At 35.4% G+C, this 13,586-nt stretch carries 14 protein-coding genes and 1 riboswitch; of the genes, 8 read left to right on the forward strand and 6 right to left on the reverse strand.

Translation table 11 applies throughout. The features are described from left to right. Positions 1-18: 18 nt before the first annotated feature. From ABWU86_RS02145 to ABWU86_RS02155, 3 genes are all read left to right on the forward strand, one after another. Positions 19-1,431 (forward strand): ABC transporter ATP-binding protein, encoded by a 1,413-nt coding sequence (locus ABWU86_RS02145; protein ID WP_353321174.1) that lies wholly within the window; start codon positions 19-21, stop codon positions 1,429-1,431. After that, positions 1,431-2,066, forward strand: coding sequence for an energy-coupling factor transporter transmembrane component T family protein (locus ABWU86_RS02150; RefSeq protein WP_353321176.1), 636 nt, complete (start codon positions 1,431-1,433; stop codon positions 2,064-2,066). The genes ABWU86_RS02145 and ABWU86_RS02150 overlap by 1 nt, the downstream gene beginning before the upstream one ends. Before the next feature lie 73 nt (positions 2,067-2,139). Then, complete coding sequence (locus tag ABWU86_RS02155; protein WP_293793271.1) at positions 2,140-2,322, forward strand: LBP_cg2779 family protein; 183 nt, start codon at positions 2,140-2,142, stop codon at positions 2,320-2,322. Positions 2,323-2,358: 36 nt separating this feature from the next. On the opposite strand, the gene ABWU86_RS02160 is transcribed toward ABWU86_RS02155, so the two are convergent. Further along, the gene (locus ABWU86_RS02160; protein WP_353321178.1) at positions 2,359-3,519 is read right to left on the reverse strand and encodes a hypothetical protein; all 1,161 of its coding nucleotides are present in this window, start codon (positions 3,517-3,519) and stop codon (positions 2,359-2,361) included. A gap of 14 nt (positions 3,520-3,533) precedes the next feature. Continuing rightward, the gene (locus tag ABWU86_RS02165) at positions 3,534-4,514 is read right to left on the reverse strand and encodes an asparaginase (RefSeq protein ID WP_353321292.1); all 981 of its coding nucleotides are present in this window, start codon (positions 4,512-4,514) and stop codon (positions 3,534-3,536) included. 120 nt (positions 4,515-4,634) lie between these two features. Next, a riboswitch (purine riboswitch) is annotated at positions 4,635-4,734 on the forward strand. Between the two features lie 68 nt (positions 4,735-4,802). Between ABWU86_RS02165 and ABWU86_RS02170 the strand changes: the two genes are divergently transcribed. Both ABWU86_RS02170 and ABWU86_RS02175 read left to right on the forward strand, forming a co-directional pair. After that, positions 4,803-6,110: a nucleobase:cation symporter-2 family protein gene (locus tag ABWU86_RS02170; RefSeq protein WP_353321180.1), complete on the forward strand. Its 1,308-nt coding sequence runs from the start codon at positions 4,803-4,805 to the stop codon at positions 6,108-6,110. A gap of 62 nt (positions 6,111-6,172) precedes the next feature. Further along, the gene (locus ABWU86_RS02175) at positions 6,173-6,544 is read left to right on the forward strand and encodes a hypothetical protein (RefSeq protein ID WP_293793275.1); all 372 of its coding nucleotides are present in this window, start codon (positions 6,173-6,175) and stop codon (positions 6,542-6,544) included. A gap of 27 nt (positions 6,545-6,571) precedes the next feature. Here the strand turns inward: ABWU86_RS02175 and ABWU86_RS02180 are convergent, their stop codons facing one another. Further along, positions 6,572-8,068 (reverse strand): MFS transporter, encoded by a 1,497-nt coding sequence (locus tag ABWU86_RS02180; RefSeq protein ID WP_293793276.1) that lies wholly within the window; start codon positions 8,066-8,068, stop codon positions 6,572-6,574. Positions 8,069-8,283: 215 nt separating this feature from the next. Here ABWU86_RS02180 and ABWU86_RS02185 point away from each other — a divergent pair, with 215 nt between their 5' ends. After that, on the forward strand, positions 8,284-8,544 hold the full coding sequence (locus ABWU86_RS02185) for a hypothetical protein (RefSeq protein ID WP_293793277.1): 261 nt from the start codon (positions 8,284-8,286) through the stop codon (positions 8,542-8,544). A 101-nt stretch (positions 8,545-8,645) separates the two neighbouring features. Next, positions 8,646-9,356 (forward strand): MIP/aquaporin family protein, encoded by a 711-nt coding sequence (locus ABWU86_RS02190; protein ID WP_293793279.1) that lies wholly within the window; start codon positions 8,646-8,648, stop codon positions 9,354-9,356. Here ABWU86_RS02190 and ABWU86_RS02195 read toward each other — a convergent pair. Together ABWU86_RS02195 and ABWU86_RS02200 are read right to left on the reverse strand one after the other, a co-directional pair. Then, a complete protein-coding gene (locus ABWU86_RS02195) occupies positions 9,331-10,179 on the reverse strand; it encodes a DegV family protein (protein ID WP_293793281.1) in 849 nt (282 codons plus the stop codon). The two genes, ABWU86_RS02190 and ABWU86_RS02195, sit on opposite strands and share 26 nt — an antisense overlap. Positions 10,180-10,316: 137 nt before the next feature. Then, positions 10,317-10,787, reverse strand: a complete 471-nt coding sequence (locus tag ABWU86_RS02200) for a DUF2798 domain-containing protein (protein ID WP_293793282.1) — start codon at positions 10,785-10,787, stop codon at positions 10,317-10,319. 70 nt (positions 10,788-10,857) lie between these two features. Between ABWU86_RS02200 and ABWU86_RS02205 the strand changes: the two genes are divergently transcribed. Further along, on the forward strand, positions 10,858-13,257 hold the full coding sequence (locus ABWU86_RS02205) for an ATP-dependent DNA helicase (protein ID WP_353321185.1): 2,400 nt from the start codon (positions 10,858-10,860) through the stop codon (positions 13,255-13,257). Between the two features lie 23 nt (positions 13,258-13,280). On the opposite strand, the gene ABWU86_RS02210 is transcribed toward ABWU86_RS02205, so the two are convergent. After that, positions 13,281-13,571 carry a hypothetical protein gene (locus ABWU86_RS02210; protein ID WP_293793284.1) on the reverse strand — a complete coding sequence of 97 codons (291 nt, stop codon included), beginning with the start codon at positions 13,569-13,571 and terminating at the stop codon, positions 13,281-13,283. Positions 13,572-13,586 lie beyond the last annotated feature (15 nt).

The following is a 13,586-nucleotide window of genomic DNA, read 5'->3' on the forward strand; positions in this document are numbered from 1 at the left end:
TCATCAGGAGTGTCAATTTTGAATACTTTAAACATAAATCATTTGGCTTATCAGTACGCTGATGCACAAAACCCAACTTTTAAAGGGGTTAGTTTGGATTTTAATGCTGGTCAAATGAGCTTGATTTATAGTCCGTCTGGATCCGGTAAATCAACTCTTTTAAAAACTATCGCAGGTTTTTATCCACAATATAACAACGGTACAATCGAAGGCTTTATCAATTTTAACGAACACAATCTTTTTGATTTATCTCAACGTGAGTTAAGACAAACAATCGCAATGATGTTCCAAGATCCATCACAACAATTTTGTATGGCAACGGTTTTAGATGAATTTATCTTCACCCTCGAAAATCTTCAACTAAAGCCGGAAGAAATGGAACAAAGAATTGATGAAGCGTTATCTTTTACTAACTCGAGCCATCTAAAGAATAGAAGTTTTAAAACGCTATCAGGTGGAGAAAAGCAAAAGGTGGCGCTAAGTATTGTTGTCGCAATTGATGCGCCGGTCATTTTGTTAGATGAACCGTTTGCCAATGTTGATATTGATTCTCGATTTGAACTAATCAAACTACTGAACCAATTAAAACAACAAGATAAAATTATCATTGGAATTGATCATGATTTATCTGGGTATGAACATTTTGTAGATCAATTTATTGGTTTTAATGAAACTAACCAGGAATTTGCGCCAATGGATAAAGCACTAGTCACTAAATTGTTTGAACAATTTAACCAAGCTAGTAAACGTCCATGCAAGCATCATCCAGTTGGTGGAGAAATCTTAAAACTACAATCTGTTTCTATCCACAATCATGACATGGAACTAATTGATAATTTAACCTTACCAATTGACAAACAAGCCACTACTTTAATTACCGGCCCTAATGGTTGTGGTAAATCTAGTTTATTTAAAACATTAATCAAGCAACATCAATTTACTGGTGATATTTTATTCAACGATAAATCAATTAATAAGATTCGTTTGAATAAGTATTTAACCCAAGTTGGTTTAATTTTCCAAGAATCCAACAAACAATTTATTAAAATTACTGTCGAAGATGAGATTAACCTATCGATCAAAAATGCGATTAACCAATTTTTAACAGAAGATGAAATTAATCATTATCTACAAGAATTAGGCTTAGCTGATTTGAAAGACCGCGTCATTTACTCATTAAGTGATGGCCAAAAGAAACGTCTTCAAATTATCTCAATGGTCTTGATGGGTCATTCATTATTATTATTAGATGAACCATTTAATGGTATTAACATTGAATATATCAATGTGGTTTGTGATTTATTACAACAAGCTAAACAAGCTGGTCAAACTCAAATCATGATTTCTCATCAAACCAACGGGATCGATAATCTAATTGATTATCACTTGGCATTTGAAAATCATCAACTAACTTATCAGGAGGCGTTTTAATGAATCCAGTTCTTAAACTATTGATGATGTTAGTAATCGCTTTAGAAATCTCGTTTACTACATCTATTCAACTAAACGTCGTCATCTTTGTAGTTAGTTTGCTTTATCTAATCTTTTTTGCAACTTGGAAGCGAATCCTATACCTGCTACTAGTTACCCTAGTTCCTGCTTTAGGTATTTATTTTGCCCAAAAAATTAACGGAAGCTATCAATACGGAATCTTATTAGTAACGCGTCTATATGCGTTTGTATCACTTGGTGCAACCTACACTTGTAAGACTACGATTGAAGAACTAGCCGCTAGTTTAGAACAAAACTTCCATGTTCCAAGTAAGTTTGCTTACGGTGTCATGGGTGCTTTTAATTTAGTTGATACCATTAAACAAGAAGTAGTTGATATTAAGTTAGCTGCGAAAATGCGCAGTGTTCATCTATCTTATACATCCCCCACCCTGTATTTCAAAGCAATCTTGGCAGCCATGAATTGGTCAACGCTATTGGCCCAAGGCATGAACTCCCATGTCTTTGTCGACAATGAAGCACGCACTCATTTTGAACATATCTCAATTAGAGCCATTGACTATGTGATTTTGATTGCCACAATTATCGCAATTCAACTAATTTTAATTTATTAGTAAAATATCGTTCTCCTAATAGTAAAATAAGTTATAATGTAGATGTCGGATGGATTTTGTTAGGAGGGTTCTTATGAATCGTAATTTAAATAAGATTGCTGAAGAAATTGTCAATTATCAAAAAGATCATGACATGCCTGATACACAATTGGCATTCAACTTGCACTTCACGGTAGAGGAACTACACGATATTAAAAGTATGCGTCGTTCCCCTAATCCAGAAGAAGTAAACATTATCAAAAAAACTTTAGGATAAACAAAAAGCTCCGTTATGAAAATAACGGGGCTTTTTTTACATATCGCCATTGGCTTTCAATCTTTGTTCATCCAAATAAGCGTAAATATATTCAAATCCGATTTCAACAACATCGCTTAATGCAATTTCCTTCCCGTAGATAAAGAAGGTAGTTGTTTCATCTAATAGGTTAAATTTCATGGTTTCATCCAAAATCTTACTTGGATAACCTAGGTAACTGGTACCGGATTTTAATTGAATTCTGATAAGTTGTTTTTTACTCATTGATTGTGATAATACAGCAATCATATTGTCTTCAGTACTATCGAATTCACGTGAATCGTTCAATACCGGTTGGGCAATACGGTGATCATCAACATTTTGTTGTCGCATCAATTCAACTAATTCTAAGTAATCATTGCCGATAGTAACGCGTTCAATCCCATTCATCTTAATGTAGACATAGCCACCAAATTGACCAGACATATCAACGACTTTTAGGATAATCCCATCATCATTTAACATTATTACTTCGCCAACATAGAAGAAATGATCATTGTAGCGGCAACGAACTTCAATCAATTGGTGATGATGATATGAAGTCGCTAGAATATCAACAATGTTATTGAATGATTCCGCAGTATGAGCGATATTATTTTCGCTCACCTTATCGACGACCTTACTCATCACGCTTAGTTCGCGTCCTTGGAATTCAATAATCATGCTTTGATTAAAGCCCATGGTAGCGACTTGATTATCGATGAAGTTGAATTTATCTAAGCGATAAAAATCAAATGATTCATTATTAATCTTTTGGACGATTCCAGTGTAGAAACGACTTTCATCATTATCATGAATTAAAATAATTTCATGGTTAATGTAAGCTTGAATAATAATTTGTGGAAACAAGTTAATATCACTATCGAATTGTAAATCAGTTGGTCTTGATTCGAATAATCCGACCTGATTAGCGATTGCCATCTTTTCTTCGATACTACTTAAATCATCACTTGATGTTTCGACGATTTCAATTAAACTAGTTTTTATTGCGACATAGCCATCTGCTAACCCACTTGATTCATAGGTTGCGATCACTAATTCGTCATTATTTACTTTTTGAACATAACCAGTGTAGAAAATATCTCCTGAATTTAAGTAGATATTCACTAATTGGTTTTTATCTTGTGCTGCACTCAACTGTGCAATAACAGAGTTCATAAACATCCCTCACTCTATGATATTGCATTGCTCATAAATCGTTGTAATTCTTCTCCTGATTTATTGGCACTCAATGCAATGATTAATTTTATACGTGCCTTTTGTCCGTTCAATCCATGACAAAATGTTAATCCCATTTCTTCTAATTGAATTCCGCCACCTTCATAGGCGTAAATATCTTGGGCAACCCCACTTAAACAGCGTGATACCAAAACAATCGGAATATTACGATCTACTAAACGTTGAACTGAAGCTAATGTTTCTGGTGGTAAGTTCCCAGCACCAAGTCCTTCAATAACTAAACCGTTCGTTTTATCATTGTCCAATGCATCAAATAAAGTACCGTCCATTCCAGCAAACGCTTTAATTAAGTAAACATTTTCAACGATTGAATCAATATCAACCACTTCACTTTGAATTAATTCTTGGAAGAACGTTGGTTGGTGCTTGGAAATAATTCCAATTGGACCAAATGTTGGGGTTCTAAAAGTCGCCACGTTAGTGGTGTGGGTTTTAGTAACGTATCTAGCGGTATGAATTTCATCATTCATTGCCACTAAGACCCCTTTATTAATCGCTTGTGGACTAGCAGCAGTTGCCGCTGCATTTAATAAATTATATAGTCCATCTGAACCAATTTCATTTGATGAACGCATTGCTCCAGTCACTACCACTGGAAAATCGTTGGTTAATGTTAAATCCAAGAAATAAGCTGTTTCTTCCAATGTATCAGTTCCGTGAGTAACAACGACACCATCGTATCCTTGTTCACGTGCTTTTTTAATGCGATTGGCCACTTGAAGCATTCTTTCTGGGGTCATATGAGGTGATGGTAAGTTGAAAATCTCCTCATTCACAATTTCGATACCTTGATTTAATAAATTATCTTTTTGAACAGCAATTGGATTCTGCTCATTTTGGACCACTTCGCCACTTTCGTCCTGTGACATGGAAATGGTTCCACCTGTATGAATCGCTAATATTTGTTTCAAGATAATTCCCCCTCAGTTCATAAATAGTACCTTTTATTGTACCTTATATTCGACATAGATAACAATTATATTCACGATAAGGATTGCTTTTTTTATCAAATCCGGCTAAAATTGAGTATACAAAATTTTTAAAACGTTATTGCCTATATATTTACCATAATAAGGTTGGTAAGTTTCTACCCGGAACCGTAAACTTCGGACTATAAGCAAAAAGATAATTTGTCTCTTTGCTTTTTGCATTGGGACTTTTTTTATTTTTCAGGTAATAATTAGTTTAGGAGGAATTATAAATTGGATAATCACGAAAGCAGTTTAAAGCAAGTTTCTCAATTTAAAGCTGCCATTTTAGGTTTTCAACATTTATTAGCAATGTATTCTGGTGACGTTATTGTTCCGTTACTAATTGGTGCATTTCTACATTTTAACGCAGCTCAAATGACTTACTTGGTTTCTGCTGATATCTTTATGTGTGGAATCGCAACTTTATTACAATTAAAGAGGACCCCACTAACTGGGATTGGTCTTCCCGTTGTTTTAGGTTGTGCGGTACAAGTTATTACCCCACTTCAAACAATCGGTGGTACTTTGGGAGTCGCTTACATTTATGGTGCAATTATTTGTTCAGGATTATTTGTTTTCTTAATCTCTGGCCTATTTGCCAAACTACGTAAGTTCTTCCCACCCGTTGTTACTGGTTCATTAATTACCATTATTGGTTTTTCATTAGTACCAGTGGCCGTGCAAAACTTGGGTGGTGGTAACGCTACTGCTAAGAACTTTGCTGATCCAAAGGACTTAATCGTTGGTTTAATTACCATGGCAATTATTATTTTAATTAACGTTTTTGGAAAAGGTTTCTTCCGTTCAATTTCAGTACTTGTTGGTATGGTTATCGGAACTATCATTGCTTATGCAATGGGTATGATTTCATTCGCATCAGTTGCTCAAGCTAGCTGGTTCCACTTACCACAGCCATTCTACTTCGGTACTCCTCACTTTAGTTGGTCAGCTATTATTACTATGATTTTAGTATCACTAACTACCATGGTCGAATCAACTGGGGTTTTCTTAGCTTTAGCTGATTTAACTGGTCGTAAACTAAACGAAAAAGACTTAGCTAAAGGTTATCGTGCTGAAGGTATTGCTGCCATGTTAGGTGGATTATTCAATACCTTCCCATACTCAACTTTTTCAGAAAATGTGGGTGTGGTTCAACTTTCAGGAATTAAAACTAAACGTCCAATTTACTACGCTGGAGTCTTCCTATTAATCTTAGGACTACTTCCTAAGGCTGGTGCAATCGCTACTGTTATTCCAAGTTCAGTTCTTGGTGGTGCCATGGTTGTGATGTTTGGTATGGTTGGAGTTCAAGGTATACGTATCTTGCAAACCGTTGACTTTAATAAAAACGCTAACTTACTAATCGTTGCTCTATCTGTTGGTACTGGTATCGGTGTTACCGTATACCCTCAAATCTTCAGATCATTACCACAAGCTGCTCAAATCATCTTAGACAACGGAATCGTTGTTGGTGGTTTCCTAGCGGTGCTACTAAGTTTCTTATTTAACTTAAGTGGTCAAATCGATTTAGACGATTAATTATGAAACTCAATAACCCTCATGTATAATATACGTGAGGGTTATTTTTTATGGAGGTCATTATGGATAACAAAGAACGTTTTTATGAACCAAAGAATTCAAAGGACGCCATGCGTTTTATTGAACGTCTATTTAATTCTTATAAAGATTCACCACTTACCCAATCTTTATTGGTTTACCACCAAAAATTAATCAATCAACTTCGTGATAATATCGAACCAGCTGCCAAAACAGAAGGAATTGAAAGCCGTGTTAAAGCAGCGCAAAATATGCAACGCATTATGAAGGACTGGGTTCAAATCAAGATGGCAGGAAAACCATACAATGGTCGCATGCACCATTTTAATTTCCAACCTGATAGTGCCCAACAAAAATTCAAACGTAACAACATTAAACTTTCGAATAATGGTGGCCATCAATCAAGTCGCCACTAAAAAAAGCCGTTTAATAACGGCTTTTTATTATGCTTGCTTTTCCTTCATGCATAGGAAGATATAACATAAGATTCCAGCAGCAATAAAGATAAATCCATTGGTAATCGCTAAGTGATCAATTCCTGAGTAAAAGGCACTGTGAACGATGGATGCAATCCAATCACTGTGCATCTTAGCTGTGATGTCACTAGCTGAGAATGGACCGGCATTTTCAAATAAATGCATTAACTTATCTGGTAGTTTGGAAACCACTAAGTGGTCGTTATATGAAGATGTTAGTGCTAAACCTAGTACAACAACCCCTAAACTAGTTCCAAATTGTTTACCAACATTTAACAATCCAGATGTCATCCCGATTTCCTTTGGTTCGACAGAACTAACGGCAATGTTAGATGATAATGGATTTACAAATGCATTTGCTAATCCAAGTGTGATAAAGGTAGGAATTAAGCCAAACCAGTGGTTAGAGCTTCCTAAGAACACTGGTAAAACAAACATCCCAAGACCAGCCAAGATAAAGACCAAACTAATGATTAATCCCGGATTAATCTTAGTGGCAATCTTACCTGAAACCGGGCCTATTACTAATGAAAAGGCACTAATGAGCATTAACTGCGCCCCACTTTGTAGTGCAGAGTATCCCATGTAATTTTGCGATAAAATAATAATATAGCTAAATGCTGAATAAATAGATACTCCTAAAGTTAAATTAGAAATGGCGCTACCGACTACGTAACGATTAGTTAGTAGTTTTAAATCTAACATTGGACTTGAGAAATGATGTTCCCAAAGGACAAACACGAGGATCAATACCACTCCGATTGCTAACAATGCAAAGACATGGTAGTTGAACCATGAGTATTCATAATGAGTTTCTTTTTGAATTAAACCTAAGATAATACTGAACATAAATGCGAATGATAATACCATCCCCAAGAAGTCAATCTTACCTGAATTAAAGGTCTTAGAAGTTGGAATATATTTACCACTCATGAATAAAGCAATCACTCCAATTGGAATATTCATTAAGAAAATTGATTCCCAACTAAAGAAACTTAGTAGGATTCCACCGAATAATGGTCCTAGTGCAGTTGATAATCCAGCGACACTTCCCCAGATACCAAGCGCTAAACCTCTTTGAGGCCCTTCAAAAATATCAGCGATAATGCTCATGGAAAGACTTAACATTCCGGCTCCACCAATACCTTGAATTCCTCTAAAAATGATTAACCAAGTAATACTTGGCGCTAAGCTACAAGCAAGTGAGAAAACAGAAAATAATACCAATGAGAGGATAAAAATTCTTTTTCTCCCTATTAAGTCCCCTAATTTAGAAATTAGGAACAATACTGCAGCAAACATTAAAGTATAAGCATTAATCACCCATTGTAATTGGCTAAAACTACTGTTAAAGCTACTTTGAATGGTTGGTAATGCGACGTTTACAACGGTTACATCTAGTAATCCCATAAAGAAACCTAGACAGACGGCAACCAATGCAAACCATTTATTACGACTTTGCATAAAAAAGTCTCCTTCGTCTAAATATTTCCTCCGTGCCTATCTAACACGAGACCCACCTGCTGACTATGCAATCAGCTTTTACCCGCCAAGGAAATAATTTTAAACACTAATTTTCAACTATACTATTTAAAAAAATAAAAGCAAGTAAAATCATTTTGCTTGAATTAGAAATCATATATTAAGTATAATTCAAATGACTAAAAGAGGTGGTATTTTTGAACTACAGTAAATACTTAGACGACTTAACATACGAAAGTCCAGATACAGTTTTAGGCAGTATTATGAGCCAAGCTGGTTTCCCCGAACTAGATGACATCAAAGATGCCTGTGACATTTTATATTTGACCGATGATCCAGATGATCATGAAATCATTAATCAACACCAACCAATGTTTTATAACGTGAAAGAACACCGTTTAGTAAACAAACAAGACATTATCGATATCATTGCACAACTAGAAAAAACAAAAAAGTGAAGTCATCTAAAATGATTTCACTTTTTTATATTTATAATTTTAATTTTTAGATAATCAGTGGTAGGCTACTACTTGTATACATTAACTAGGGAGGGTTGGCTGTGAAAATATTATTAGGAGAATTAATTGGTACATATTTAATGCTATCACTAGGTTTAGTTACCAGTGTCATCATTAATTACTTCCTATTTCCCAATGGGCAAAACCGCTTTTTAACTGGGTTTTACTGGGGAATTAGTATTTTAATTCCATCCCTGCTAACTAACTTCTTTTTTGGTACTGCCGAGTATAATCCGGTTGTATCTTTGACATTGGCGATCAACCATCAAATCAATTGGCTATTAATGATTGGTGCAATCATCACCCAAATTTTAGGAGCCTGGTTAGCTTCTCTAACCGTTAAATCAGTCTGGTCGAAATGGCTAGCTAGCCTTCCATTGAATTTGAACTTCTATGCGACCGTCCCTCGTGACGTTAACAATTGGAAGCGTAACTTCACATGGGAAATTATCGGAACCTTCTTAATTATCGTTAATACTGAAATGCAAAGTAACATTCATGCCGCTTGGTGGATTAAAACGATGTTTTCATCACTATTAATGATGGTCATCATCAGCATCGTTGCTCCGATTACTGGAGCTGCATTTAACCCCACCCGCGACTTAGTCCCTCGTTTCTTCTTCTCGAGAACCTACGACAAGCGATTATCACAATGGCAATATGCGATTGTTCCTTTTTTAGGCCCCATCATCGGTGCTACTTTAGGAATTATTTTTACCCTATTATTTAATCAACTTGTTTACAAGTCATAATCGCAAAGGCGTTTTCACCTGTGTGAACTGACACAATTGATGAAGTGTATTGAACTGCAACTGTAACGTTTGGGAATTCTGTTTCCAAACGTTTTTTTAGTTCATTTGGATATTCATCGCTACCGGTGTAACTAATTCCAATAAACTTGAATTGGTTACCCTTATTTTCTTCTAGGTATTGGTCAAACCATTTTGAGATAGTCTTCTTACCGCGACCTTTTAGTTGTAACTTCAAGTCATCTGGAAGCAATTTGAAAACAACGTGTAAGTTCATCATCTTAGAAATGATTCCTGTCGCCTTACTAATACGACCACCCTTCATTAAGTTTTCTAGAGTGGACACACCGATGTATAATTCTGAGTTTTGAATGTCTTTATTAATTTGGTCAATAATTTGATCACGGGTAAAATCACCTGATTGAGCCATCTTAGCTGCTTGCACAACTAAGAATCCCAAACTTTGGTCGATGTAGTGAGTATTAACTACTTTAATATCACCATCAGCGATTTCACTTGCTTGCGTTGCTGCATGCACTGTTCCGCTTAATAGGTCAGTCATGTGTAGTGATAAAACAGTGTCGCCATTTTGAGTTAATTCATTGTAAACCTCAACAAATTGGCCAATTGAAGGTTGACTCGTGGTTGGAAAATCACCTTTTGGATTGTCCTTAATGTATCGGATTAATTTATTACCGTCCATATCAATGCCATCTTTGTAGGCATCGGTACCAATATTGACGTTTAATGGAATTACCTTGATATCAAATTCTTTTAATACAGCATCAGTTAATAATGCAGTTGAATCTGTCACAATTTTGATCATGTTATATCTCCTCAAATGGTATTTTCTATCTCAATAATAACGGTATTTATCTTATTTTTCACTAATTATTTATAATAAATTATAATTATTCGAAGAAAATAAAAAAACAGCCATCTAAATGACTGTTTTATCAACTATTATGCGTCTTGGTTAGTTTGAAATTTCATCAACAAAAAGCGACAAATTGGACCAACTATCACTAATTGAAGTGGTAGTGCTACAATCAGATTCATCAACCATGCGTGTCCATATAGCCCAAATGACAGGTTATTAAAACCAAAAGTTACGATAATCCCAAAAACTGACATTAAAGTTACCATTCCTAACACCATCATAGTAGAAATACTTAGCGCAATTTTGATTGGTGTTTGTTTCCATTCCGGCTTAAATATATAATTAAAAAAGATAAACTTAACGAGTGGTCCAACTAGGGCCAAATCTAAAATCGCAGCAACCATTAACGCAAGTGGATATCCCTTTAGGATTTCCATTACTAATCCAACTTTGATTCCGCTTGCTAATACGATATTATAAGTTTCCATTACGATCACCATTAAACCAGCCATCATTGCTGTAAATAGTAATTCTTCTTTTAAATTTCTAGGCATATTAATTCTCCATTTCTTTAATCTACATATTTTAGCCTAGCATATTCAAAATTTTTTCATAAGTTACAATTTGATTACAAATTCAATCACATCAGGAGGTGATCATATCAATCATATCGGCATTCGTGACTTAGTCGAATTCACCCTAAGAAGTGGTGATTTAAACGCTAAGTTAAACAGTAATAATACCGCGAAACAAGGTGCTAAAATTCATCGCAAGTTACAAAACAGTAAGTATAAGGCTTTTGAAAACGAATATTATCTGGACAACACTTTAAAAATTAATGATATTGATTTTAAAATCGAAGGACGTGCTGATGGTGTCTTAGTGCAAGGTAAGGATGCTGAAATCATCGAAATTAAGACCTCTGACGTTCAATACGATCAACTTTCCGAAAGCATGACGACGCTTTATTGGGCACAAGCAAAGGTCTATGCCCACTTCTTGATGTTAAAAGAACCTATTTTAAGGAGCGTTAAATTAACTCTGTGCTATGTCCAAACTCCTGACGAAGATATTACAACTGAATCAATTACGATTAGTAAAGACGATGCGAAAACCTTTTTCAATGAGTTAATTAGTGAATACGAAGAATGGCTGAAGTTAAGAACCGACATTATCAAGCAACGTAATCAAACTGCGAACCAAATGCCATTTCCGTTTGAACAATTTAGAGATGGCCAACGTCAATTTAGCGCGGTCGTGTACAAAACGATTGTTAACCATAAGCACTTATTTGCTCAAGCTCCTACTGGAACCGGAAAAACGATTTCGACTCTCTTTCCAGCAATTAAATCAATGGGAGAAAATATTGCTAACCGCATCTTTTACTTAACCGCCAAGCAAAGCACTCGTGTGGTCGCTAGTGAAGCGGTTGATTTGATGATGGCTAAGGGATTATTCATTAAAACGATTACCTTAACCGCAAAAGATGCCATCACATTTGATGCTGAAAGAAACTTAAAACCAGAAGATAATCCGTATATGATTGGCTATTACGATCGACTCAAACCAGCCATCAAGGATATCTTAACCAATCACAATCAAATTACTCGTGCGGTTATTGAAGAATACGCTGAAAAATATCAAATTGATCCATTTGAATTTTCATTAGACGTTAGTCAATTCTGCGATATTATCATCTGTGATTATAATTATCTCTTCGACCCCCAAGTCCATCTACAACGTTTCTTTACCGCCGAAGATCCAGATAATATTTTCTTGATTGATGAAGCCCACAACTTAGTTAGTCGTTCTCGCGATATGTATTCGGCCGCAGTTTCAAATGAAAAATTAGACGAATTAATTGAAGAAACTGATGATAATGAAGAAATTGAACGCTTGCACAAGGCCTTTAAAAACTTTAAACAGTCATTTACCCTTAACGCTAAAATTCTCACTGACAGCGCCGAAGAATACGTCCATTTAGATAATCCGTTAAGTGCTTTTGGAAAACAGGTTAATAAACTGTGTGACGTCATCAACGACTGGTTAGGTCGTAATGACCGTGACGAAGACCTAAGTGATTTAGTCGTCGATTTTTACTTCTCGTTATTAAGTTATCAACGCATCGCTGAACTGTACGATGATACATTTAAGACCAGATTATTTTATGACCGTAATCACAATGTCATTATCAAATTATTTTGTATGGATCCAAGTCCATTTATTGGTGAGTCACTACAATTAGGTGGGAGTGCAATATTGTTTTCAGCCACGCTATCACCAATGGATTATTACCAACGCGTCTTAGGTGATGAAGAAGACAGTATCACCTATGAAATTCCATCGCCTTTTAATCCATCTAACCAACAAGTGATTGTGACCAATTATATTGAAACGACTTATGCCAAACGCCCTGCTAGCATTCAACCAATCATTAATACGATTGATGCAATGATTGAAAGTAAACCCGGTCATTATTTAATCTTCTTTCCTTCTAATCGTTATCTATCAGACGTAGTCGAGGAATTCCAAAAGCAACATCCTTTAGTAGAAACTGCGATTCAAACTGCTGATATGACCCCTGAGGAGCGCCGAGATTATATTGAGAAGTTCAAAGATAATCCGGATAAGACCTTAGTTGGTTTTGCACTCCTCGGTGGTATTTTCTGTGAAGGAATCGATTTGAAATACGATCAATTAATCGGTGTCGGCATCGTTTCAGTCGGCCTTCCTGGTTTAAATCCAGAAAACAATTTAATTCGTTACTTTTTTGATGCAGAAAACGGCCATGGCTTTGATTTTGCATATCAATTACCTGGTCTAAACAACGTCTTTCAAGCTGCCGGGAGATTAATCCGCACCAATCATGATAGCGGAAACGTCATCTTAATGGATCAACGTTTTAGCCAAAATAGATATCAAAAATTGTTCCCTGCTAATTGGCATGCGGGCAATCTAATTAAATCATTTAACCAAAGCCAAACTAAACACGCATTAGCTAATTTCTGGAAAATGCACAAATAAAAAAGAGCCGAACGGCTCTTTTTTTATTTAATCTGCATCCCTTTTTTCATCTTATCGATAATTTCGTCAATTTCTTCATCGCTCAAAGGTTCTTCTTTTTTGCGACTAAAAAATGCTTTAATGCAGCTTTTTAAATTCTTTGGTGATTGAGATGTATTAAAATGAACATTCCCTTTACGGTTTTCCTTTTTAATATACCCCCTCAATCCTTCTGCAATGTTGTCTAATTTATCTTGAACATGATCTGTTACTTCATCTTGAATTTTTTCACTAAAGATTTTTCCCATGTCTTTACCGATTTTGTTTTCTGACATATATACCACTCCTCT

It is taken from the genome of Apilactobacillus pseudapinorum (assembly GCF_040369555.1).
GTDB lineage: Bacteria > Bacillota > Bacilli > Lactobacillales > Lactobacillaceae > Apilactobacillus.

What these genes read in the sequence shown, in the direction of transcription:
- ABWU86_RS02195 (WP_293793281.1), bottom strand. Translation starts at nt 10,179, where the DNA reads ATGATCAAAATTGTGACAGATTCAACTGCATTATTAACTGATGCTGTA.
- ABWU86_RS02180 (WP_293793276.1), bottom strand. Translation starts at nt 8,068, where the DNA reads ATGCAAAGTCGTAATAAATGGTTTGCATTGGTTGCCGTCTGTCTAGGT.
- ABWU86_RS02200 (WP_293793282.1), bottom strand. Translation starts at nt 10,787, where the DNA reads ATGCCTAGAAATTTAAAAGAAGAATTACTATTTACAGCAATGATGGCT.
- ABWU86_RS02155 (WP_293793271.1), top strand. Translation starts at nt 2,140, where the DNA reads ATGAATCGTAATTTAAATAAGATTGCTGAAGAAATTGTCAATTATCAA.
- ABWU86_RS02160 (WP_353321178.1), bottom strand. Translation starts at nt 3,519, where the DNA reads ATGAACTCTGTTATTGCACAGTTGAGTGCAGCACAAGATAAAAACCAA.
- ABWU86_RS02150 (WP_353321176.1), top strand. Translation starts at nt 1,431, where the DNA reads ATGAATCCAGTTCTTAAACTATTGATGATGTTAGTAATCGCTTTAGAA.
- ABWU86_RS02175 (WP_293793275.1), top strand. Translation starts at nt 6,173, where the DNA reads ATGGATAACAAAGAACGTTTTTATGAACCAAAGAATTCAAAGGACGCC.
- ABWU86_RS02210 (WP_293793284.1), bottom strand. Translation starts at nt 13,571, where the DNA reads ATGTCAGAAAACAAAATCGGTAAAGACATGGGAAAAATCTTTAGTGAA.